The 21,432-nt window shown below is 68.6% G+C and carries 15 protein-coding genes; 10 read left to right on the top strand and 5 right to left on the bottom strand.

Annotated elements, in window-relative coordinates; genetic code table 11:
* Positions 1-106 precede the first annotated feature (106 nt).
* Positions 107-895, bottom strand: coding sequence for a substrate-binding domain-containing protein (locus tag PSK12I2_RS0118755; RefSeq protein ID WP_027599585.1), 789 nt, complete (start codon positions 893-895; stop codon positions 107-109).
* Between the two features lie 151 nt (positions 896-1,046).
* Here PSK12I2_RS0118755 and PSK12I2_RS0118750 point away from each other — a divergent pair, with 151 nt between their 5' ends.
* The 3 genes from PSK12I2_RS0118750 to PSK12I2_RS0118740 all read left to right on the top strand — a co-directional run bounded on the left by PSK12I2_RS0118750 (position 1,047) and on the right by PSK12I2_RS0118740 (position 4,367).
* Positions 1,047-1,724, top strand: coding sequence for a response regulator transcription factor (locus PSK12I2_RS0118750; RefSeq protein ID WP_027599584.1), 678 nt, complete (start codon positions 1,047-1,049; stop codon positions 1,722-1,724).
* Positions 1,702-3,075 (top strand): HAMP domain-containing sensor histidine kinase, encoded by a 1,374-nt coding sequence (locus tag PSK12I2_RS0118745; protein WP_027599583.1) that lies wholly within the window; start codon positions 1,702-1,704, stop codon positions 3,073-3,075. Before PSK12I2_RS0118750 ends, PSK12I2_RS0118745 begins: the two co-directional genes overlap by 23 nt.
* Before the next feature lie 134 nt (positions 3,076-3,209).
* Positions 3,210-4,367, top strand: a complete 1,158-nt coding sequence (locus PSK12I2_RS0118740) for a D-alanyl-D-alanine carboxypeptidase family protein (RefSeq protein ID WP_051398777.1) — start codon at positions 3,210-3,212, stop codon at positions 4,365-4,367.
* Positions 4,368-4,382: 15 nt separating this feature from the next.
* On the opposite strand, the gene PSK12I2_RS24125 is transcribed toward PSK12I2_RS0118740, so the two are convergent.
* Positions 4,383-5,348, bottom strand: coding sequence for an alpha/beta hydrolase (locus tag PSK12I2_RS24125; RefSeq protein WP_037007844.1), 966 nt, complete (start codon positions 5,346-5,348; stop codon positions 4,383-4,385).
* A gap of 277 nt (positions 5,349-5,625) precedes the next feature.
* Here PSK12I2_RS24125 and PSK12I2_RS0118730 point away from each other — a divergent pair, with 277 nt between their 5' ends.
* Together PSK12I2_RS0118730 and PSK12I2_RS0118725 are read left to right on the top strand one after the other, a co-directional pair.
* On the top strand, positions 5,626-6,618 hold the full coding sequence (locus tag PSK12I2_RS0118730) for a helix-turn-helix transcriptional regulator (protein WP_037007843.1): 993 nt from the start codon (positions 5,626-5,628) through the stop codon (positions 6,616-6,618).
* A 107-nt stretch (positions 6,619-6,725) separates the two neighbouring features.
* On the top strand, positions 6,726-7,640 hold the full coding sequence (locus PSK12I2_RS0118725) for a transporter (protein ID WP_027599580.1): 915 nt from the start codon (positions 6,726-6,728) through the stop codon (positions 7,638-7,640).
* 9 nt (positions 7,641-7,649) lie between these two features.
* Here the strand turns inward: PSK12I2_RS0118725 and PSK12I2_RS0118720 are convergent, their stop codons facing one another.
* Positions 7,650-10,559, bottom strand: coding sequence for a PAS domain-containing protein (locus PSK12I2_RS0118720; protein ID WP_084222118.1), 2,910 nt, complete (start codon positions 10,557-10,559; stop codon positions 7,650-7,652).
* Between the two features lie 394 nt (positions 10,560-10,953).
* On the opposite strand from PSK12I2_RS0118720, the gene PSK12I2_RS0118715 reads away from it, so the two are divergent.
* Positions 10,954-12,270 (top strand): APC family permease, encoded by a 1,317-nt coding sequence (locus PSK12I2_RS0118715; protein WP_027599578.1) that lies wholly within the window; start codon positions 10,954-10,956, stop codon positions 12,268-12,270.
* Here PSK12I2_RS0118715 and PSK12I2_RS0118710 read toward each other — a convergent pair.
* Positions 12,267-15,353, bottom strand: a complete 3,087-nt coding sequence (locus tag PSK12I2_RS0118710; protein ID WP_027599577.1) for an ATP-binding protein — start codon at positions 15,351-15,353, stop codon at positions 12,267-12,269. The genes PSK12I2_RS0118715 and PSK12I2_RS0118710 overlap by 4 nt on opposite strands.
* A 228-nt stretch (positions 15,354-15,581) precedes the next feature.
* Between PSK12I2_RS0118710 and PSK12I2_RS0118705 the strand changes: the two genes are divergently transcribed.
* Positions 15,582-17,201 (top strand): methyl-accepting chemotaxis protein, encoded by a 1,620-nt coding sequence (locus PSK12I2_RS0118705; RefSeq protein WP_007158569.1) that lies wholly within the window; start codon positions 15,582-15,584, stop codon positions 17,199-17,201.
* Positions 17,202-17,355: 154 nt separating this feature from the next.
* A complete protein-coding gene (locus PSK12I2_RS0118700; protein WP_027599576.1) occupies positions 17,356-17,664 on the top strand; it encodes a hypothetical protein in 309 nt (102 codons plus the stop codon).
* Here PSK12I2_RS0118700 and PSK12I2_RS0118695 read toward each other — a convergent pair.
* On the bottom strand, positions 17,661-18,581 hold the full coding sequence (locus PSK12I2_RS0118695; protein WP_027599575.1) for a GGDEF domain-containing protein: 921 nt from the start codon (positions 18,579-18,581) through the stop codon (positions 17,661-17,663). The two genes, PSK12I2_RS0118700 and PSK12I2_RS0118695, sit on opposite strands and share 4 nt — an antisense overlap.
* 269 nt (positions 18,582-18,850) lie before the next feature.
* Here PSK12I2_RS0118695 and PSK12I2_RS0118690 point away from each other — a divergent pair, with 269 nt between their 5' ends.
* A complete protein-coding gene (locus PSK12I2_RS0118690) occupies positions 18,851-20,323 on the top strand; it encodes an iron-containing redox enzyme family protein (protein ID WP_027599574.1) in 1,473 nt (490 codons plus the stop codon).
* A gap of 71 nt (positions 20,324-20,394) precedes the next feature.
* Entirely contained in the window at positions 20,395-21,366 is a 972-nt protein-coding gene (locus PSK12I2_RS0118685; protein WP_051398757.1) for a class I SAM-dependent methyltransferase, read from the top strand.
* Positions 21,367-21,432: the final 66 nt, after the last annotated feature.

The raw sequence follows: 21,432 nt of genomic DNA, 5'->3' as shown, positions 1-21,432 counted from the left end.
CCGCTCCTACGGTGGCGTCCGTGCCTGTAGGAGCGGCCCATGGCCGCGATATGCGATCAAGACAGTTGCTCCTACAAAAGCATCATCCGCTGTGGGAGCGGCCTTATTACTGCTGCGCCGGAATGGGCTTGAGACCGCTGTCCTCGATGGCCTTGGCGGCGTCTTTCGAGGCCAGGTACTGCAGCAGGGCGCGCGCGGCATCCGGGTGCGTGCTCTTGCTGACCACGGCGCCGGAATAGAGGGTCATCTTCTGCGCCTGGTCAGGGATCAGGCCGACGATGTCGATGCCCTGCACCGGCTTCAATTCGCTCAGCTGCTGGAAGCCCAGCTGCGCCTCGCCACGGGCGACGACTTCGCCCACCGGCTCGGCGGGGATCATGCGCGCCTTGGCCTTGAAGGCATCGCTCAGCTGCATGCGCGGGAAAAGGATGTGCGCCAGATAGACACCGCTGGCGCTGTCGGAATAGGCCACCGACTGGGCACTTTCCAGACTCTGCTTGAAGGCCTCCATGGTGGAGATGTCCGGCTTGGGCGCGCCCTTGCGCACCGCCATGGCGATGAAGGATTGCCCCAGGTCGACCCGGCTGTCCTTGAGCGCCTGGCCGTTGGCGACCAGCTTGTCCAGCGCCGAACCCACCATCAGCACCACGTCGGCCGGCTCGTTGCGGGCCAGGCGCTGGGGGATGGCCTGGGGCGTGTCGCCCATGGACGGCGCGGCGGCGATGTCCAGTTTCACGCCAGTGGCCTTTTCATAGGCCGGGGCGACTTCGCGGATGGCGCCCATGATGCCGCCCGAGCTCAGCACCGTGAGGGTGGTGACGGGTTGCGCGGCCAGCAGTGGCGTGGAGGCCAGCAGCAGGGCGCCAAGGGCGAGGGTGGGCAGACGTCGAAACATGGTGAAGACTCCAGGGTGAAAAGACCGACGATAGACCGCGGGCGAGGCGGAAGCGCGTTAGTCCGAATGAAGAAAAATTTAATTTACCGACCTGGTCGTTTTCCCTAGGGTGTCCGGTCCGCCAGACCGGGCGCCAGATCCAGAGGCCATCATGACCCAGGCTTTGGTCATCGAAGACGACGAGGTGACCGCCCACGCCATCGCCAGCGAATTGCGGGCGCAAGACTATCAGGTACGTTGGGAAAGCACCGGCCGCGAGGGCCTGGCCGCGGCCATCGCCGGCGGCCACGACATCATCACCCTCGACCGCATGCTGCCGGACTTCGATGGCCTGACCATCGTCAGCACCCTGCGTGGCCTCGGCATCGCCACCCCGGTGCTGATGCTCAGCGCCCTGTCCGATGTCGACGAGCGCGTGCGCGGCCTGAGATGCGGCGGTGACGATTACCTGACCAAGCCCTTTTCCCTGGTGGAGATGATGGCCCGCCTGGAGGCGCTGCTCAGACGGCCGGGCGCGCAGTCCGCCAGTCACCAGTTGCGTGTCGGCGAGCTGACCCTGGACCTGATCGAGAACACCCTGACCCGTGCCGGCGAGGCCATCGCCCTGCTGCCCACCGAATTCAAGATCCTCACCTACCTGATGCGCAACGCCGGGCAACTGGTGACCCGCACCATGCTCTTCGAGCAGGTCTGGGGCTATCACTTCGATCCGGGCACCAACATCATCGACGTGCACATGGGGCGGCTCAGACGCAAGATCGAGCGGTCGGGGCGGCCGCTGGTGCATACCGTTCGCGGAGCCGGCTATGTCCTCGTCGTCCCGGACTAGGCGCTGGCGCTCGGGCAGCAGCCGCCTGCTGGCGCTCTATGCGCTGCTCTTCGTGGCCTGGGGCGCGGTCTTCACCGGGGTGCTCTACTGGCAGATCTCCGGTTACCTGGGCGCCGTGGCGGAGCGCACCCTGCTGCAGCGGGCGCACTACTACGGCAAGGTGGCCGATGCCGACCTGCTGGGCGAGCTGCAGGCCAGCGAGGTCTATTCCATGCCCGGCATCGACGCCTACGGCCTGTTCGAGGCCGATGGGCGCCTTGTGGCCGGCAACCTGGTCAAGCTCCTGCGCAACCTGCCGGACGACGGCCGGGTGCACTACCTGCAGCGCGGCCTCAGGACCACCGACGCCCTGGACGAGACCCGCAGCAGCCATGCCTTTCTGCAGCGCCGCGCCGACGGCCGCATCCTGGTGCTGGCCCGCGACGGCGGCTCCATTTCGGCGGTGGGCGGCATCATCGGCCAGGCGCTGTTCTGGGGCCTGTCGCTGACCCTGATCCCTGGCCTGGTCGGCTGGCACCTGTTGCGGCGGCGACCGCTGCGGCGCGTCGAGCGACTGCAACGCAGCCTGGAACGGATCGTCGCCGGTCACCTGGAGGAACGCCTGCCACTGTCGCCGCGCCACGACGAGCTGGACATGCTGGCCGATGCGGTCAATACCACCCTGGCGCAGCTGGAGCGCTCGATGCACGAGGTGAAGGGCGTCTGCGACGGCATCGCCCATGACCTGCGCACCCCGCTGACGCGGCTGCGGGCGCGCCTGCACCAGCTGCAGCAACTGCCGCTGGCCGAACCCCAGGCCGACAGCCTCGGCGAGGCGCTGGCCGAGACCGAGGCCATCATGTCGCGCTTCCAGGGCCTGCTGCGCATCTCCGAGCTGGAGGACACCCGGCGGCGCATGGCCTTCGCGCCCCTGGACCTGGCCGCGCTGCTGCGCCAGGCCCATGACTTCTACGAACCCCTGGCCCAGGAAAAGGCCCAGACCCTGAGCCTGGAGCTGGGCGAGGCGCTGCCGGAGGTGCAGGGCGACGCCGAGTTGCTGTTCGAGGCGCTGGTCAATCTGCTCGACAACGCCCTCAAGTTCGCTCCCGAAGGGGGCAGGGTGCGGCTGGTGGCGCGTGGCGTTGGCCTGGCGGTGCGCATCGAGGTGATCGACGACGGCCCCGGCATTCCCGAGGCCGAGCGCGAGAGCGTGCTGCGCCGGCTCTATCGCGGCGATGCCAGTCGCCAGCAACCGGGCTATGGCCTGGGCCTGTCGCTGGTGGCGGCCATCGTGCGGTTGCATGGCTTCAGCCTGAGCATCGAGGCGGCCGAACCGGTGGGCGCGCGGGTGATCATCACCAGCGCCGGGTGAGGTGCGCCTTCCTAAATTTTTCTTCATTTTGCTTCATTTGAGACCGGGGCAGGGCTCTCCCAGGATGGCGGGCCCCTCCTGCCACACCGGATCTGCCGCTCGTGAAACACCCCTTGCTACTGGGCCTCGCCGCCCTGGGTCTCGCCTGGCTCGGCCAGGTCGAAGCCGCGCCCGCCGCTGCACCCGCCGCTGCGCCCGCCACCACCGTGCTGATTCCTTCGCCGCCCCAGCTCTCGGCCAGGGCCTGGGTGCTGATGGATGCCACCACCGGCCAGGTGATCGCCGAAGAGAATGCCCACGAGCACCTGCCGCCGGCCAGCCTGACCAAGCTGATGACCGTCTACGTGGCGACCCGCGACATCCAGGCCGGCCAGCTCAAGGCCGACGACCCGGTCACCGTCAGCGAGCACGCCTGGCGCACCGAAGGCTCGCGGATGTTTCTCGATCCGCGGAGCCAGGTGTCGGTGCACGATCTCCTGCAGGGTATCGTCATCGACTCGGGCAACGACGCCAGCGTGGCCCTGGCCGAGCACATCGCCGGCAGCAACGAGAGCTTCGCCAGCCTGATGAACGCCACCGCGCAGCGCCTTGGCCTGCACGACAGTCACTTCATGAATCCCACCGGGCTGCCCGACCCCGAGCACTTTTCCTCGCCCTACGACATGGCGCTGCTGGCCCGCGCCATCATCCAGGACGAGTCGGCCTACTATGAGCTCTATGCCAGGAAGTACTTTACCTGGAACGGCATCCGCCAACCCAATCGCAACCTGCTGCTGTGGCGCGACCACACCGTGGACGGCCTCAAGACCGGGCATACCGAGGCGGCTGGCTACTGCATGGTCACCTCGGCGCTGCGCGACGGACGCCGGCTGATCACCGCGGTGTTCGGTTCCAACTCGATCAACAACCGCGCGGCGGACACCCAGAAGCTGATGACCTACGGCTATCGCTTCTTCGACAACCTGAGCCTCGACAAGGCCGGCGTCGCCCTGGGCACCCCGGCGATCTGGGAGGGCGAGCAGGCGACCCTGCCGGTGGGCGTGACCGAGGACGTGGTGCTGACCTGTCCCAAGGGCCAGCAACCACCCGAGCGCCGCCTGGTGCTGAACGAGCCGCTGGTGGCGCCCATCGCCCAGGGCGCGGTGGTCGGGCGCCTGGAGCTGGTGGAGGGCGACCGCGTCCTGCAGACCCGCCCGCTGGTGGCCCTGGAGGCGGCGGCGCAGGGCGGTTGGTGGTCGCGCTGGCCGGAGCACCTCTACCGGCTGGTGCTGCACTGGTTCGGCCGGGTCTGACCCGCGCGGGCGGCCTCAGGCCGCCTGCTGCAGGTGCTCGCGCAGAAAGGCATTCATCCTTTCCAGGGTCCAGCGCACGCCTGGCAGCACCCCGAGCATCTCGATGAAGCCATGGATCATGCCCGGCAACTCGTGGTACTCCACGGCATTGCCGGCGCCGATCAGCGCCTGGGCGTAGAGGCGCGCGTCATCGCGCAGGGCGTCGCATTCGGCGCCGAAGATCAGCGCCGGCGGCAGGTCGGCGTGGGAGGGGGCATAGAGCGGCGAGACGCGCGGATCGCGGGTGTCCACGTCCTGGAGATACATCCCCGAGAAGTAGTCCATCATCGGCCGGGTCAGCGGCGGGACCTGGGCGTTCTCGATGCGCGAGGGGTGATTCCAGGCCTCGGGCGTGTTGTCGACGCCGGGGTAGATCAGCACCTGGGCCTTGAGCCTGAGCGGTCCTTCGCGCAGGTGCAGCGCGGCCATGGCCGCCAGGCCGCCGCCGGCGCTGTCGCCGGCCACGGCGACGCGGTCGAGATCGAGATTCAGGGCGCTGCCGGCCTCGGCCAGCCAGTGCAGGGCGGCCAGCACATCGTCGGGGCTCGCCGGTGCCGGATGCTCGGGGGCGAGGGCATAGTGCACCGCCAGCACCGCGAAGCCGGTGCCCAGGGCGATCTGGCGGCAGAGCGAATCATGGCTGTCCAGGTCGCCGATCACCCAGCCGCCGCCGTGCAGATAGACCACCAGCGGGCGCGGTCGATCGTCTTCCGCATAGGGGCGGTAGAGACGCAGCGGGATGGGGCCGAGGGGACCGGGAGCGCTGAGTTCGTCCACCCGCGTCACCGGCGCCGGCGGCAGGCCAAGGGCACGATTCAGCTGCACATAGGCGGCGCGCGCCTGCGCCGGGGTGAGGCTGTCCAGCGGCGGCTGCGGGTGGGCGGCCAGCTGCGCCAGCAGGCCGGCCACCTCGGGAGTGAGGCGCGCGAAGACGTCGGGCATGGGGCTTCTCCTGTGGTCCCGGGCGCCAGGATGGACGCCGGGTCGCCGCCAGCCTCGCCGCAGGCTTGGGGCGGGTCTATCGATCAGATGAACGATGGCGGCGGCTGTTGGACCCCGGCTAGCCCGCGGCCGTTGCGTGGGCGCGCCCGTGGCTGAGGGCGGCCTATCCTGCATCTGAACGATAGGCGCGCCGCCGCGGTACGGTAGACTCGGACCCAAGCCAGGCCCCGTCAGGGGGCCGGCATCCTACCCAGACAATCAAAACAATGGGGGTAGCATGGATCAGTCAGCCGTCGTTTCCTGCAGTGTGCCCAGCGACGTGGTCGCGCGCTTCAGCCAGGTCGTCCTGGCGCTGCAAGCCCGCCTGCGGGGCGGGGCCATCACCGAATTCCATGCCCAGGCCCTGGTGCAGCTGCAGCGCCTGGTCGCCTTCGACAAGGCCTGGTGGGGCAACTCCGCCTGGCGCGACGGCGTCCCCGTGGCGCACAGCACCTTTCTGCTGGGGCTGCCCGGCAGCTATACCCGCGAATGGGATGCCCTCAAGGCCGACGACCGCACCCTGGGCGACCTGCACCTGGTGCAGGGGCGCTGCCAGGTGTTCGACTGCCGCGACCTGACGGCTTCGCCGAGCCTGGCCGCCCTGGGGCAGCGGTATGGCCTGGCCCACGGCCTGCGCATCGTGCTCACCGACGACCAGACCCGCCTGGGCGTGCACCTCACGCTGTTCCGAGAAGATCCCGCCACCCCCTTCACCGCCCTGGAATGCCAGCTGGTGGAATGGCTGATGCCGCACCTGCTGCATGCCGAGCGCGAGAGTTGCCTGCGCACCCTGGCGACCCTGAGAGACAGCCAGGGCAGCTTCGACGAACTGGCCCTGGCGGTGTGCGATCGCTATGGCGTGCTGCTGTCCATGGAGCCCGGCTTCGCCGCCCTGCTGGCGGGGGAGTGGGAGGGCTGGCAGGGCAATCGCCTGCCGCCCGCCTGCGACCCCCAGGGCACCTACCAGGGCCGTACCCTGCAGCTCGAGGCCCAGCCGCTGGGCGATCTGCTGCTGCTCAAGGCGCGCCGGCGCAGTTCGGCGGAACGCCTCAGTGCCCGCGAGCTGGAAGTGGCCCAGTGCTTCGCCCTCGGCCAGACCTACAAGGAAGTCGCCCGCAACCTGGGCATGGCGCCGGCCACGGTCCGTCATCACCTGAGGCGCATCTACGAGAAGCTCGGCGTCAACCGCAAGGCGCAGATCGCGCAACAGGTCGCCGCCGCGCCGGACTGATCTCCCCCTGATCCCTACGCCAAGACCGGGCGCCTCGCGCGCCCGGTGAGGCCTCGCTCGCCCGCTCGAAAGCCCTGAGGAATCCCGCCATGCCGTCTCTGCCCGGAATGCTGACCCGCGCCGCCGTCCTGTCACTCGCGGCGCTGGCCGCCACCACCCACGCCACCGAGAAGGGCATGCCGACCACCGCCGCCGGGGTGCAGGACTTCGGCGCCGGCTTCATGCCGCCGTCGACGCCCGTCGGTACGATCGGCATGCGCTTCAGCGACTACCAGGCGCGGGTGATCAAGGACAGCCATGGCCGGGACGATGGCAACGATTTCAACATCAACGTCCTGGCCATCGGCCTGGCCTATCTGCGCATGACCGATCAGCAGCTGTTCGGCGCGCGCTACGGCTTCGGCGCGGTCTCGGTGTTCTTTCGCATGGATGCGGACCTCGGTATCAACGCCGGCGGGCAGCGGGTGTTCAGCGACAGCGCCGAGCTGTTCCGCCCGGCCGATCTGCAGCTGATCCCGCTGATCCTCGCCTGGGAGCCGGCGCCCGGCGTCGGCATCAACACCCAGCTGTCGATCCAGGCGCCCACCGGTGACTACGACAAGAATCGCCTGGTCAGTCCCGGGACCAACCATTGGACGGTCTCGCCGATCTTCAACGCCAGCTACATCAGCCCCAGCGGACTGGAGCTGTCGTCCAGCTTCCAGGTAGACATCAATGCGCGCAACTCGGCCACCGACTACCGCAGCGGGGTGGAGTATCGCCACGAATTCGCCGTCGGGCAGCACGTCGGTCCCTGGACGGCGGGGCTGGGTGGCTACTATTACCGCCAGCTCAGCGACGACGACGCCCCCGGCCTGACCCGCGGCAACCGCGCCCGCACCCTGGCGCTGGGGCCGGCGCTCAGCTACTTCGACCCCGCCTCGGGGCTGCCGGCCATCTGGCTGCACGCCTACAAGGAATTCGAGACGCGCAACCGGGCGGAGGGCTATACGGTGGCGCTGAAGATCGGCGCCAGCTTCTAGCGGGGCGGGCTAGCCGCCCATCATCTCGCGCACCCGCGCCGCCAGGGTGTCCACGGCGAAGGGCTTGGTCAGGATCTCCATGCCGGGGTCCAGGTGGCCGTTGCCGATGGCGGCGTTCTCGGCATAGCCGGTGATGAACAGGGTCTTGAGACCCGGGCGTGACTGGCGTCCCGCATCGGCCATCTGCCGGCCGTTCATGCCACCGGGCAGACCGACGTCGGTGATCAGCAGATCCAGGTGCACATCGGACTGCAGGATCTTCAGGCCGGTGAGGCTGTCGGCGGCTTCGATCACCGCGTAGCCGAGGTCTTCGAGGATATCCACCACCAGCATCCGTACCGTTGGCTCGTCGTCGACGATGAGCACCGTCTCGCCCTGGGCGCTGCCGGCCATGTCCAGGCGCGTGGCCAGGTCTTCGTCGGCCGGCGCCTCGCCCAGGTAACGCGGCAGATAGATGCACAGGGTGGTGCCCTGGCCGACTTCGGAGTAGAGCCGCACCTGGCCGCCCGATTGGCGGGCGAAGCCATAGATCATCGACAGGCCCAGGCCGGTGCCCTGGCCGATGGGCTTGGTGGTGAAGAAGGGCTCGAACACCCGGGCCGCCACCTCGGGCGGGATGCCGACCCCGGTATCGGTCACGCACAGCGACAGGTACTGGCCTTCCGGCAGATCCTGGGCGCGGGCGGTCTCGCGATCCATCCAGCGATTGGCGGTCTCGATGGTGATGCGGCCGCCGTCGGGCATGGCGTCGCGGGCATTGATGCACAGGTTGAGCAGCGAATTTTCCAGCTGGCTGGGATCCACCAGGGCGGGCCAGAGGCCGGCGGCACCGACCGTCTCGACCTGGATGCTCGGACCCACGGTGCGCTGGATGAGGTCGGTGAGGCCATCGATCAGCTGGTTGACGTCCACCGGTCGTGGCGCCAGGGTCTGACGCCGGGAAAAGGCCAGCAGCCGGTGGGTGAGGGCGGCGGCGCGCTTGGCCGCGCCCTGGGCGGCCACCAGGTAGCGATCGAGTTCGCGCAGCCGACCCTGGGCGATGCGCGTCTCCATCAGTTCCAGCGCGCCGGAGATACCGGCCAGCAGGTTGTTGAAGTCGTGGGCGAGGCCGCCGGTGAGCTGGCCGACGGCTTCCATCTTCTGCGCCTGGCGCAGCTTTTCCTCGGCCTGCATCAACTCGGCCGAACGTTCGGCCACGCGCACCTCCAGGGTGTCGTTGAGGGTGCGCAGGGCGGCCAGGGCCTTGTCGCGCTCGGCCTCGATGGCGCGCCGCTCCTCGACGTCGATGAGCACGCCGGGAAAGCGCAGCGGCGTGCCGTCGGCGGCATGGTCGACCCGGCCGTTGGCCTCGATCCAGTAGTAGTGGCCGTCGGCGCGGCGCACCCGGTACTGATGGGCGAAGGATCCGGCCTGGGCGATCACCACCTCGATGGCCCGGGCGAGGCCCTCCTTGTCATCGGGATGGACGTTGGTGACCACCTGCGCCAGGCTCAGGCCCTCGCGGCCCAGCTGCGGGTCGAGGCCGAAGACCGTGGCGAAGGCTTCGTCCACGGTGAATCTGTCGGTCGGCAGGTCCCAGTGCCAGGTGCCGATGATGGCGCCCGCGGAAAGCGCCAGCTGCACCCGCTCGATGTTTTCCCGGGCCAGGGCCTCGCTGATGCGCAGCCGTTCCTCGGCGTTGCGCCGCTCGGTCACGTCGCTGAAGAGGATGGCGATCTGGCGCTCGTCCGGGTCGCCGACCCGCACGGCGCGCACGTCGAACCAGCGTTCGAAGGTATTGGCGTAATTCTCGAAGGTCGCCGGTTCGCCCGTCTTGGCCACATGGCCATAGGTGTCGAACCAGAACTGCTCCAGGTTGGGGGCGAACTCGGTCACCCACTTGCCGCGCAGATTGACCCCAGCCTGGCGTTCGAAGGCCGGATTGGCCTCCAGGAAGCGGTAGTCGATGGGCTTGTCGTCGGCGTCGAACTTGACCTGGACGATGGCGAAGGCCGAGCCGATGGTCTCGATGATGGCGCGAAAGCGCTCTTCGCTCTTGCGCAGGGCGGTTTCCGCCGTCTGCAGCTGGCTCATGTCCAGCATGGCGCCGATCATCCGCGTGGGGCGGCCGTAGACATCACGGATCACCCGACCGCGGTCGAACACCAGCGCATAGGAGCCGTCCGCACGCAGAAAGCGGTATTCGTCGGTCCAGACCAGGCCGTCGCTATCGATCACCCCATGGATGGAGGCGTCGATCCGCGTGCGGTCGTCCGGATGGATCTGGGCGAGCCACCAGTTGCCGGTAGAGTCCACCGCTTCCGGGGCGTGGCCATAGGCCGTGGTCAGGGCTTCGTTCCAGCGCACCTGGCCGGTGCTGAAGTCCCAGTCCCAGATGGCGTCGTTGGTGGCTTCGGCCACCAACCGGTAGCGTTCCTGGGTTTCCTTGAGCGCCAGGCCCGCCAGGTGTTCGACAGTACGATCGCGGAGGATCTTGACGAACCCCAGGGGCTCGCCGTCGTCGTCGGTCAGGGCCATCATCTCGCCCGAGGCCCAGAAGCGCTGGCCGTCCTTGCGCAGGTGCCAGCGCTCGTCCATGGCGCTGCCATCCCGCAACGCCTTGGCCATCTCGTACGCGGCACGACGGTTGGCCCGGTCCTCAGGGGTGAAGAAGCGCGAGGCATCCTGGCCGATCATCTCCTGGGCGGTCCAGCCCATGACCTGCTCGGCGCCCGGATTCCAGTCCGTGATGAGCCCCTCGCGGTCGCAGACCACGATGGCGAACTGGGTGGTGCTTTCCAGCACGGCGCGGCTGCGTGCCTTGCTGGGGCGGCGGGGGGCGTCTTTGTCCGGCAGGGCCTCCTGCAAGGCGGCGCGCAGGCGCAGCACCTCGGCTTCGAGTTCGGCGCGCGTCAGCGTGGCCAGGGGTCCCTCACTCATCTTGCTGGGCATCCTCGGGGGAAGGGATCTTCAGGGTCGTTCGACCGCAAAAAGTCGGAGAGTGTGGCAAGGGCCCGCGAGGGCGAAAAGGCCCTGCCGCTGATCGGCAAACCCGGCGGATCGGTGGCTTGCCGGTGGCCGGGCAAAACCGCTGCATGCCAGCGAAACGGTGCGCTCGCGCGGGCTCCCGGGCTAGACGAGGGCAAGCGCAGCGGCGGCTGGCCGGCAGCCGGGGCCCAGGATCGCGCTGTGCCCGCGCGCCTGACCGTCCGGCCCGGGGGACGAACGGTCAGGGGCTGGAACCCGGTCGGCGCGCGGGCTCTCTACGGTTGCACGCGACGGGTTCGGCAAGGGCCCGCGTCCGTCTCTTCGACCGCTCCAGGAGCACCACGCCATGGCCACGGAATCTTCCCCTGCAACCACAGCGCTCAAACGCGCCATCACCCTGCCCATGCTGCTGTTCTTCATCCTCGGCGACGTGCTGGGCGCGGGTGTCTATGCCCTGGCGGGGACGATCGCCGGGCGGGTCGGCGGTGCCATCTGGGCGCCGCTGCTGATCGCCTTGCTGTTCGCCCTGCTGACCGCCGCCTCCTATGCGGAGCTGGTCACCAAGTACCCGAGGGCGGGCGGCGCGGCGGTCTTTGCCGAACGCGCCTTCGGCCGGCCCTGGCTGTCCTTTCTGGTGGGTTTCTCGATGCTGGCCGCTGGCGTCACCAGTGCCGCGGGGCTGGCGGTGGCCTTTGCCGGTGGCTATCTGCAGGCCCTGGTGCCCTGGCCGGCCGGCTGGGTCTGCCTGGCCTTCCTGGTGCTCATCGGCCTGCTCAATGCCCGGGGCATCAAGGAATCGCTGTCGGTCAACCTGGTGATGACCCTGGTCGAGTTGTCGGGCCTGGTGATCGTCATCGTGGCGGCGGCCTGGTTCGTCGCCCAAGGGCAGGGTGAGCCAGCGCGGCTGCTGGAGGTGGATGCGCCCTCGGCCACGGTGGCCATTCTCAGCGCCTCGCTGCTGGCCTTCTATTCCTTCGTCGGCTTCGAGACCTCGGCCAACCTGGCCGAGGAGGTGCGCGATGTCAGCCGCGTCTATCCGCGGGCGCTGTTTGGCGCCCTGGTCATCGCCGGCATCGTCTACATGCTGGTGGGGGCGGGCGCCGCGCTGGTGCTGCCGGTGGCGCAGCTCAAGGCCTCGGGCGCGCCGCTGATGGACGTCCTCGGCGCCTCGGGGCTGGGCGTGCCGACCCGGCTATTCGCCGTCATCGCTCTGATCGCGGTAGCCAATGGCGCGCTGCTGACCATGATCATGGCCAGCCGCCTGGCCTACGGCATGGCCCGCCAGGGGCTGCTGCCGGCGGTGCTCGGTCGGGTACTGCCGCGGCGACAGACCCCGGGGGTCGCCATCCTCGCCACCACCGCGGTGGCCATCGCCCTGACCTATACCAGCACCCTGGATGTGCTGGCCGAGACAGTGGTGCTCTTGCTCCTGGTGGTGTTCATCAGCACCAACCTGGCGGTGCTGGTGCTCAAGCGCGACCGGGTCGAACACGCGCATTTCCGCGTCCACTGGCTCTTTCCGGTGCTGGCCCTGGCCTCCTGTGCGCTGCTCCTGGCCCAGCAGGGCGCGGCGACCTGGTGGCGTGCCGCCCTGATGCTGCTGGTCGGCGCCGCGCTCTATGGCCTGACGCGGCTGGCCGGCGCGCGCCGGGTCACCGCCTAGCCGCCCACCAGCGCATAGAGGGTCTGCATGTCGGCCGGCTTGGTCAGATGATGATCGAAGCCCGCCGCCAAGGCCTCGGCCTTGTCCTGGGCCTGACCCCAGCCGGTCATGGCGATCAGCTTGACGGCCTGCCCGGCCGGGATCTCGCGGATCGCCCGGGCCAGTTGGTGACCGGTCAGCCCCGGCATGCCGATGTCGGAGATGACGATGTCGGGGCCATAGCTCTGGAATAGCGTGAGCGCCGCCTGGCCGTCGTAGACGACCCGTACCTCGTGGCCATCCAGCTCCAGCAATTCAGCGATGGTGTCGGCGATGTCGGGGTTGTCGTCCGCCACCAGGATCCGCCGGGTGGCCGGCAGCGTTGGCGCCGCTGCGACGGGCTCGGCAATTGCCGCCGGAGGCGCCACGGTCAGCGGCAGGCTCACGGTGAAGCGGCTGCCCTGACCCAGGCCGGCGCTGGTCGCAGTGATGTCGCCACCCTGCAGCCGCGCCAATTCGCGGGACAGCGCCAGGCCGATACCCAGGCCCGGCGAGCGTTCCGCCAGGCGCGGATCGATCTGGCCGAACATCTGGAAGAGATCGGTCAGGCGTTCGGGCGCGATGCCGATGCCGTTGTCGGCGATCTCCACCCGCACCTCTTCGGCGCCCGCCTGCACGGCGAGGGTGATCCGACCGCCCGCCGGGGTGTAGCGGGCGGCGTTGCCCAGCAGGTTGATGAAGATCTGCTCCAGGCGCAGCGTATCGGCGTAAAGCCAGAGCGGCGCCTCGGGCAGTTGCAGCATGAAGCTCTGACCCTTGTCCTGCATCGGCGCCTGGGCCGCGTCTGCCGCCGCCTGGAGCACCGTCTGCAGGGTAACGAAGGCATTGTGCAGGGTGATGCGCCCAAAGGTGATGCGTGAGATGTCCAGCAGGTCGTTGAGCAGGGCGCCCATGCGTTCCACCTGCCGCTCGATGGTCTGGCAACTGCGCTGTTGCTGTTCGAGCGAGGCCTGGGGCGCGGCGATCAGCGCCGCCGCATGGCGGATGGGCGCCAGGGGATTGCGCAGCTCATGGGCCAGCACGGCGAGGAATTCATCCTTTTGCCGATCGTTGTCGCGCAGCTGCTGTTCCTGGCGCTTGCGCTCTGTGATGTCGAGAAACCAGACCGCCACGTTGCCGTCGAAGGGCGTGGCGCTGATCTGCAGCCAGCGGCTGGTGCCACTGGCATCGGCGCCCTGTAGTTCGACGGACCAGGCCGCCTCGTCGGCCTGGTGCTCACCACAGGCCTGCAGGATGCGCGGACCGGCCCAGGGCAGGCTGGGATGCGCGGCGCTGCCGTCGTGGCCCAGGGTGGCGGCGCCGATGGGGTTGAGATAGTCCCAGACGAAGCCGCCTTCGGCGGCGGGCACGGCGATGCCGAAGGACACCTGCGAGCTCTCCAGCGCCACTCGCAGACGGCGTTGCGAGTGCAGCGCGGCCTCCTGAATGCGGGCGCGATCGATCACCAGCGCCGCCTTGGAGGCGCACAGATCGGCCAGGCGCTGCTGGCGCGGCGTGGGTTCCCCGGCCTCCGGCAGGTGCACGGTGAGCGCGCCGAGGGTGCCGTGCAGGGTACTGCGCAAGGGCACGGCATGCAGGGCGGCAAAGCCCAGGCGGCGGCCAAGCGTGGCCAGGGTGGCGAACTCCGGCGCGGTCGCTAGCTCCGGTATCACCACGCGGGTACCGCTGCGCAGGGCGGCGGCACAGGCGCTGTCCGCGGGCTGCAGGGCGGCCAACTGGTCCTGCTCCTCGACCGCGAAGCCCGGCGCGAAATACAGCTGCGGCGGCTTGCCGTCTTCCAGCAGCGAGACGCAGCCCAGGGACGTCTGATGAAAGTGGCAGAGGACCTCGAGGATCTCCCGCAACTGTTGCGACAGCGAGGGCAATTGCAGCAGGCGATGATTGAGCCGTTGCAGGACCTCCAGATCGGCGACCTGCAGCTGCAACTGTTCCTGACTCCGCTGCAGGCCCCGCAGGTAGTCGTCCCGCTCCTCTTCCAGCAGCCGGCGGGCGTCGGCTGCGGCCAGCAGGGCTTCGCCGACCTGGCGGATTTCCAGGACGTCACTGTCCGGCAGCACGGGTGGCTGGCGCTGGCCCAGCGCCTGGGCGGCGGCCTGCAGCGCCTGTACCGGCTGGCTGATGCGCCGCGACAGCAGCAGGGCCATCGCCCAGGCGAAAGCCACCGACAGCACCAGGCCACCGCCATAGATGGCGAAGGAACGATTGGCGGCCGCGGTCACCTCTTCGGTGGGGATGGCGGTGGTCACGGTCCAGCCGGAATCGGGCAGGCGCACGAAGGCGGTATAGACCTGGCGGCCTTCGCGGGTACGGGCGGTGCCGACGCCTTCCTCACCCGGTTGCGTCAGGATCGCCGCCAGGCCTGGCAGGGCGGGCTCGCCCAGGCTTTCCTCATGCAGACTGGTACGGGCAATGCGCAGGCCATGGCGATCGAATACCGAGCCCACCCAGTCCTTGGGCAGGGCGCGGGCCAGACGCGCCGCGCGGATGCTTTCCGGTGTCATCACCGCGGTCAACACGAAGCTCAGCTGACCCTCACGCAACACCGGGACCCTAATCGGAAAGGCGAGCAGGCCGGAGGGGCCACGGCCCAGTTGCCCAACCACTGGCCGGCGCTGGGCGATCACCTCGGCGAAGCTGTCCGGCTCGGCGACAGGCCCCCCCGGCGCCCGTTTGAAGCTCGATATCCGTTTGATGACCTGCCCATCCGGTGTGGCGAGCAGCACCGAGCGCCATCCCGGCGCCAGCGGCAGGACCCGCTCGACCAGGGTGGCGAAGCCCTCCAGGTCGCCCGCCGCCAGCAGGGGCGACTCGGCCAGGGCCTGGAGGATGGTCACCGAACGGCGCAGTTCGCTCTCGATGGTGGTGGCGGCCTGGCGGCTGGATTCCAGCGCCCGCTGTTCAGCTTCATGCTGCTGGTGATGGACGAGCAGCCACAGCCCCAGCCCGGCAATCAGCGCCAGGGGCACGATCCCGGCGAAGGCGATGGCCAGCAGGCGGTTGCGCAGCGGGACCAGGTGCGCAGGGCGGGACTTAATAGGCGACATGGGCATTTCGATGGTGGAGAAGGCTCATTCTAGCCTGAGTTAGAGTGGTCCTTTGCCAGGCTTGAGCTCCCGTCGTCGGGCCGGTGTATATCGCTGCAGGCCGCGCCAGCTCTAGCCTGCAGCTTATCGAGGGGGTGCCGCTGATCGGCGATGGGTGGCTATTCAGTCAAGGGACGGTGACGCCGAACAGAAGGAGGTGAATCTGCCCTGTCTGCCCGGAGTCATTCCATGCGTACCCTGAGATTGTCGGCCCGTTCGGCCGTGTGTTTTGCCGCCGTCACCCTGTTGCTGCTGGTCCTGGCGGTCACCTCGGCCGTCGGCCTGAATTCGCTCTATAAAGCGGAGCAGGACGTCGAGACCAATTGGATGGCCAGCATCGCCCAGACCGCCAAGATGGATACCCTGGTGCTCCGTCTGCGCCTGGAGACCTTGCGCATGGTGGCCTCGGAGGACGACCAGATGAAGCAGACCGCCGCGGCGACCATCGCCCAGACGCGCGGCCAGCTGCAGAAGGAGGTGGCGGCCTATCAGGCCCTGGTCGCTTCGCCTGAGGAGCAGCGGTTGGCCGATGCCGTGTCCGCCGGCGTCAAGGCCTACGACGCCCGGCTCGACGAGATCGTTGCCATCGCCCGGACGCGTCCGGCCAGCGAAGGGACCGCCTACGTCAATGCCAACATCCGTCCGCTGACCAACGACCTGCAGGAGAAGATCGTCGCCCTGGGTGACTTCAACCAACGCGGCGCCAAGCAGGCGGGCGAGCTGGCCAACCAGACCTATAGCCGTAACCTCTGGCTGCTCGGGATCATCTCCGCCGTGGCCGTGGTCCTCACCGTGGTGCTGGCCGTGCTCTATACCCGCAGCATCCTGCAGCCGCTGCGCCAGGTGCTGGCCATCAACAAGCGCATTGCCGAAGGCGATCTGCGGGTGTCGGTTGTGGCAGAGGGTCGCGACGAGATGGCCGACCTGATGCGGGCCACGGTGCAGATGCAGCAGACCCTGCGCGACACCGTCAGCCACATCGGCGAAGCCTCGACCCAGCTGGCGTCCGCCGCCGAAGAGATGAATGCCGTGACCGAAGAAGCCAGCCGTGGCCTGCAACGCCAGAACGGCGAGGTGGAACAGGCTGCCGCGGCGGTCAACGAGATGACCGCCGCCGTGGAGGAGGTGGCGCGTAACGCCGCCTCGGCCTCGACCTCGGCGCAGCAATCCGAGCGCTCCACCGGCCTGGGCGCGGCCCGCGTCACCGAGACCGTCAATGCCATCAACTCCCTGACCAGCACCGTGTCCCACACCAGCGAGCAGATCGTCGCTCTGGCCGGACAGGCGCAAGGCATCGCCACCGTGGTCGATGTGATCCGCGGCATCGCCGAGCAGACCAACCTGCTGGCGCTGAACGCCGCCATCGAAGCCGCCCGCGCCGGTGAACAGGGTCGCGGCTTCGCCGTGGTCGCCGACGAGGTGCGCGCCCTGGCCCACCGAACCCAGGAATCCACCCGCGAGATCGAGCAGATGATCGGCGGCATCCAGAGCGGTTCGGAAGGCGCCGTGCAGGCCATGCAACGCAGCCGCGACGAGGCCACCGCCACCCTGAAGATCGCCCACGAAGCCGGTGCCGCCCTGGAGGAGATCGCCCGCTCCATCACCGAGATCAACGAGCGCAATTTCCTCATCGCCACGGCGTCGGAAGAGCAGGCCCAGGTCGCCCGATCGGTGGACCAGAATCTGGTCAGCATCCGCGACCTGTCGATCCAGACCTCGGCCGGTGCCCACCAGACCGCCGCGGCCGCCCATGAGGTCTCGCGCCTGGCGGTGGACATGAATCGCCTGGTCGGTCGCTTCTCGGTCTGATCCAGCTGAACGCCTGGAAAGGCCCTGCCGAGAGCCCCTCGGCAGGGCCTTTGCGTTGCCAGCCTACCGGCAGGCAGGCATGGCAGGACCAGCGGCCGGGAACCGGTCAGGGGTGCCAGGGGGTCTGCAGCGAAAGATCCCAGGAGAAACGGCCATGTACCTCATCCAGTTGCTGCTACCCCTGAACGACAACGACGGCCAGCGCCTGCCCGGGGCGCTGTTCCAGGAGGTCCGTGAGGAACTGGTGCCGCGCTTCGGCGGGCTGACCGCCTTCAGCCGGGCGCCGGTGGAGGGCCTGTGCCAGGACGAGGCGGAGCGCGTCGAGGACGACGAGTTGCTGGTCTACGAGGTCATGACCGAGGCCCTGGACAGGGCCTGGTGGGCGGACTATCGGCGCCGGCTGGAAACGGCCTTTCGCCAGCGCGAGATCCTGATCCGCGCTCAGCCGACCGAACGCCTCTAGGCCTCGGCCAGCACCACCCGCGCCCGGCCGGCGCGCTTGGCCTGGTACAGGGCGCCGTCGGCGCGGCGGATCAGTTCATGGACATTGAGGCTGCCATCGGTGCAATGGGCGATGCCGATGGAGGAGGTGGTCTCGAGGCTGATGCCCTGCAGCTGCCAGGGTTGCTGCAGCGAATGGCAAAGGCGCTCGGCCAGGGCCAGGGCCGCATCGGCGGAGGTCTCGCGCAGGAAGACGATGAATTCGTCGCCGCCGATCCGGCCGAGCAGATCCGCGGCCCGCAGGCAGGCGCTGACCCGGGCGACGAAGGCCACCAGCAGCAGATCGCCGAATTCGTGGCCGAATTCGTCATTGATGGCCTTGAAGCGGTCGAGGTCCAGATAGAACAGGGCGCAGGGCAGGTGGCCAGCAGCGCCAGCCCGGTAATGGGCGATCTGGTCGAGGATGCTGCGGCGGTTGGCGATGCCGGTCAGGGCGTCCAGGTAGGCCAGTGACCGGAAGCGCCTTTCGCTTTCCTGCAAGGCGGTCTCGGCCAGTTTGCGTTCGGTGACGTTGCGACTGACGATGGTCAGCAGCCGCCGTCCACCCTGGGCATCGAAGTGCGGGGTCTTGACCACTTCCCAGGTGTTGATGCGGCCGTCCGGGCCCAGGAAGGACTTTTCGATCTGGGTGGGCGCGCCGTTCTGCCAGGCCTGCTCGTCGGTGTCGATGTTGTAGCGGAAGGCCTCGGCATGGGTCGGAAACAGCTCGATCAACTCGACATCGGTGATGCCCACATAGTCGAAGCCGACCATGGCATAGGCTTCGAGCACGATGCGATTGACGAATAGCCAGCGCCCCTGGCCGTCCTTGGCGACGATGAACTCCTGGATCGAATCGAGGAGGGTGCGCAGATCGACGTCGGAATCGGCGGGGGACATGGGCAGGGCCTGGCGGTCGCATGGGTTTCCAGGCTATCGGCCTGTCAGGGTGGGAAATGAGGTCCCTCGTCGGGTCACCCGTCGCCTGGCCAGGAAGGTGGCAACAGGCGAAGCGGCGCGGACCGGCCGCCGACGAATGGCAGTGTTCCCGAGCCTGCGCCTTTGACGGCCACAAGCGAGGCGGCACGCTACAGCGCGGGTTCGGTCAGGAACCTAGGTCTCTCCCATGGGCCGAATGAGGTATTCATCAGCTGCCAGATGTGCCCCTCATGCAGACCACGACAAGAGCCGTTACCGGCCAGCACGCCGCCTCGAACCCGGTCACTCTCGAACCCGCCAAGGCGCTCTACCAGGCGTTGCTGGTAGACCACCCGGGTGCCCAGGCGCAGGAGCGGGCGCGTCTCTTTCTCGACGACCAGCTGCAGGCGGTAGCCGGTATGACCGCCGACCTGCCGGAAGACTCCGACGGCCTGGAGGCCTGGGTGCTGGAGAACAACGCCCGGGTCGGCGCCCAGTACCGCGACTACCTGGCCGCACGCAAGGCCGGGGCGCCGCGCCGCTATTTCGGCAGCAAGGCCCATGCGCTGTATTTCCTGCGCGGCGTGGCGCCGACCAAACTGGTGGATGGCGCCTGGCTCTATGGCACCCTGGCCCACTGGGACGACCTGCGCTATCGCGCCGCCATCCAGATCTACCTCGAAGAACTGGGCGACGGCCAACCGGACAAGAATCACGTGGTGCTCTATCGCAAGCTGCTGGCCAGCCACGGCTGCGAGGACTTCGCCGACCTGAGCGACGACCACTATGTGCAGGGCGCCATCCAGCTGGCCCTGGCCCATAACGCCGATCACTACCTGCCCGAGGTGCTGGGTTTCAACCTGGGCTACGAGCAACTGCCGCTGCACCTGTTGATCACCTCTTACGAGCTCAACGAACTGGGCATCGACCCCTATTACTTCACCCTGCACGTGACCGTCGACAACGCCGGCACCGGCCATGCGCGCAAGGCCCTGCAGGCGGTGCACGACGCCATGCCCGCCGAAGGCCGCGCGGCCTTCTACCAGCGCGTGGTGCAGGGTTATCTGCTCAACGAAGTGGGCGCCAGCACCACCTCGGTGATCGCCGGCTTCGACCTGGAGCAGGCGGTGATCGAGGTGCTGGCGGAAAAGAGCAGCGTCGGCCGCTATGTGCATTCCGACTATTGCCGCATCGGCGGGCGCAGCGTCAGCGACTGGCTATACGATCCGTTGCAGATTCCGGACTTCCTCCAGGTGATGCAGGAACAGGGCTGGATCAAGCGCCACGAGGACCCCACCAACAGCCGCTTCTGGCGGCTGATCCAGGGCGAACGCGCGGAGATGTTCGGCGTCTTCACTGCCTACGAGCAGCAACTGATCCACGACTGGATCGCCGGCGATTTCGTGCACAACGGCGCCCGCAAGCAGGCCACTGGCGAGCGGGTGGCCGTGCTGCCGCGCCGCGAGGTGAGCTTTCGCGCCCGCCAGCGCCAGCAGGAACGCCTGTGCCCGGCGCTGGAAGCGGAGCAGGGCGGGGCGGCCAATGCGAGCAGGGCCCAGACCAGCGACTTCGACAGCGAGGAAGCCGCACTGGAGCAACGGCTGGCGAGCCAGCCCAGTCGCGCCGCCGCCATGGCGCTGCTGATCGAGCAGCTGTCGCCGGCGCGCCATCACAGCCGCGCCGGCCTGCTGGCGACGCGGCTGTTCGTCTCGCTGTTGGGCTGACGCCCAGGCCAGGACCCGCGAGGGTCCTTTTTTCATTTCGATTGCCACCTAAGGACCTGCCCGTGACGGCCATGGAACACCCCGAACACCCCGAACACCCCGCGACGACCCCGGACCCGACCAAGGCGCTGGAGCTGCTGGTCGAGACGCTGCTTGCAGCCGACTATCACTTCATCACCCCGACCCCGGCCTCTCACGCCCGGGTCAATGCCCGACCCGGCAATGCCTGGGCGCGGGATCTGCAAGGCGTATTCGGCTGGAGCCGGCCGTTTTCCCGCGAGGTGCTGCCGGAGTCGCTAATCGAGGCCCTCGCGGCCGCCGAGCTGCTGACCGAGGTACCGGGCGGCTGGCGCAGTCGGGTGCGGGTATCGAGCCTGGGCGATCAGCTGTTCGTGCATTCCGCCTATCCCACCGACGAGGCCGATGCGGTGTTCTTCGGCCCCGATACCTATCGCTATGCCAATGCCCTGGAAGCCCAGTTGCGCTTCGAGACCGGAACCATCCGCCGCGCGGTGGACATCGGCAGCGGCGCCGGTCCCGGTGCCATCCTGGTCGCCCTGGCGCGGCCCGATGCCGAGGTGCTGGCGGTGGACATCAACCAGCGCGCCTTGGCACTGACCCGGGTCAATGCCGCGCTGGCCGGAGCCGACAATCTGCAAGCGTGCTACAGCAATCTGCTCAAGGACGTGGACGGAGACTTCGACTTCATCCTGTCCAATCCGCCCTATCTGGTCGATCCGGGCGAGCGCGCCTATCGTCATGGCGGCGGCGCGCTGGGTGCTGGCCTGTCGCTGGCCATCCTCGACACGGCGCTGGAGCGCCTGGCCCCGGGTGGCACCCTGCTGCTCTACACCGGCGTGGCCATGGTCGAGGGACGCGATCCCTTCCTGGAGGAAGTCCGCACCCGCCTGGCCGACCAGGACGTGGCCTGGCGCTATCGCGAGCTGGACCCGGATGTCTTCGGTGAAGAACTGGAGAGCGGCGTCTATGCCCATACCGATCGCATCGCCGCCGTGGTCCTAACGGTGACCCGACCGCACTGAGGGCGTACGCCAGCGGCTACACTGGCGGGCACGTCTTTATTGCCCACCCGTGTCCCGGAGTCCGCC

The sequence above is a fragment of the Pseudomonas sp. MOIL14HWK12:I2 genome, assembly GCF_000510745.1.
In the GTDB taxonomy this organism is placed as follows: Bacteria; Pseudomonadota; Gammaproteobacteria; order Pseudomonadales; family Pseudomonadaceae; genus Chryseomonas; species Chryseomonas oryzihabitans.
Note: the sequence above shows the minus strand (reverse complement) of the source record. Positions and strands in the feature narration are given on the sequence as shown.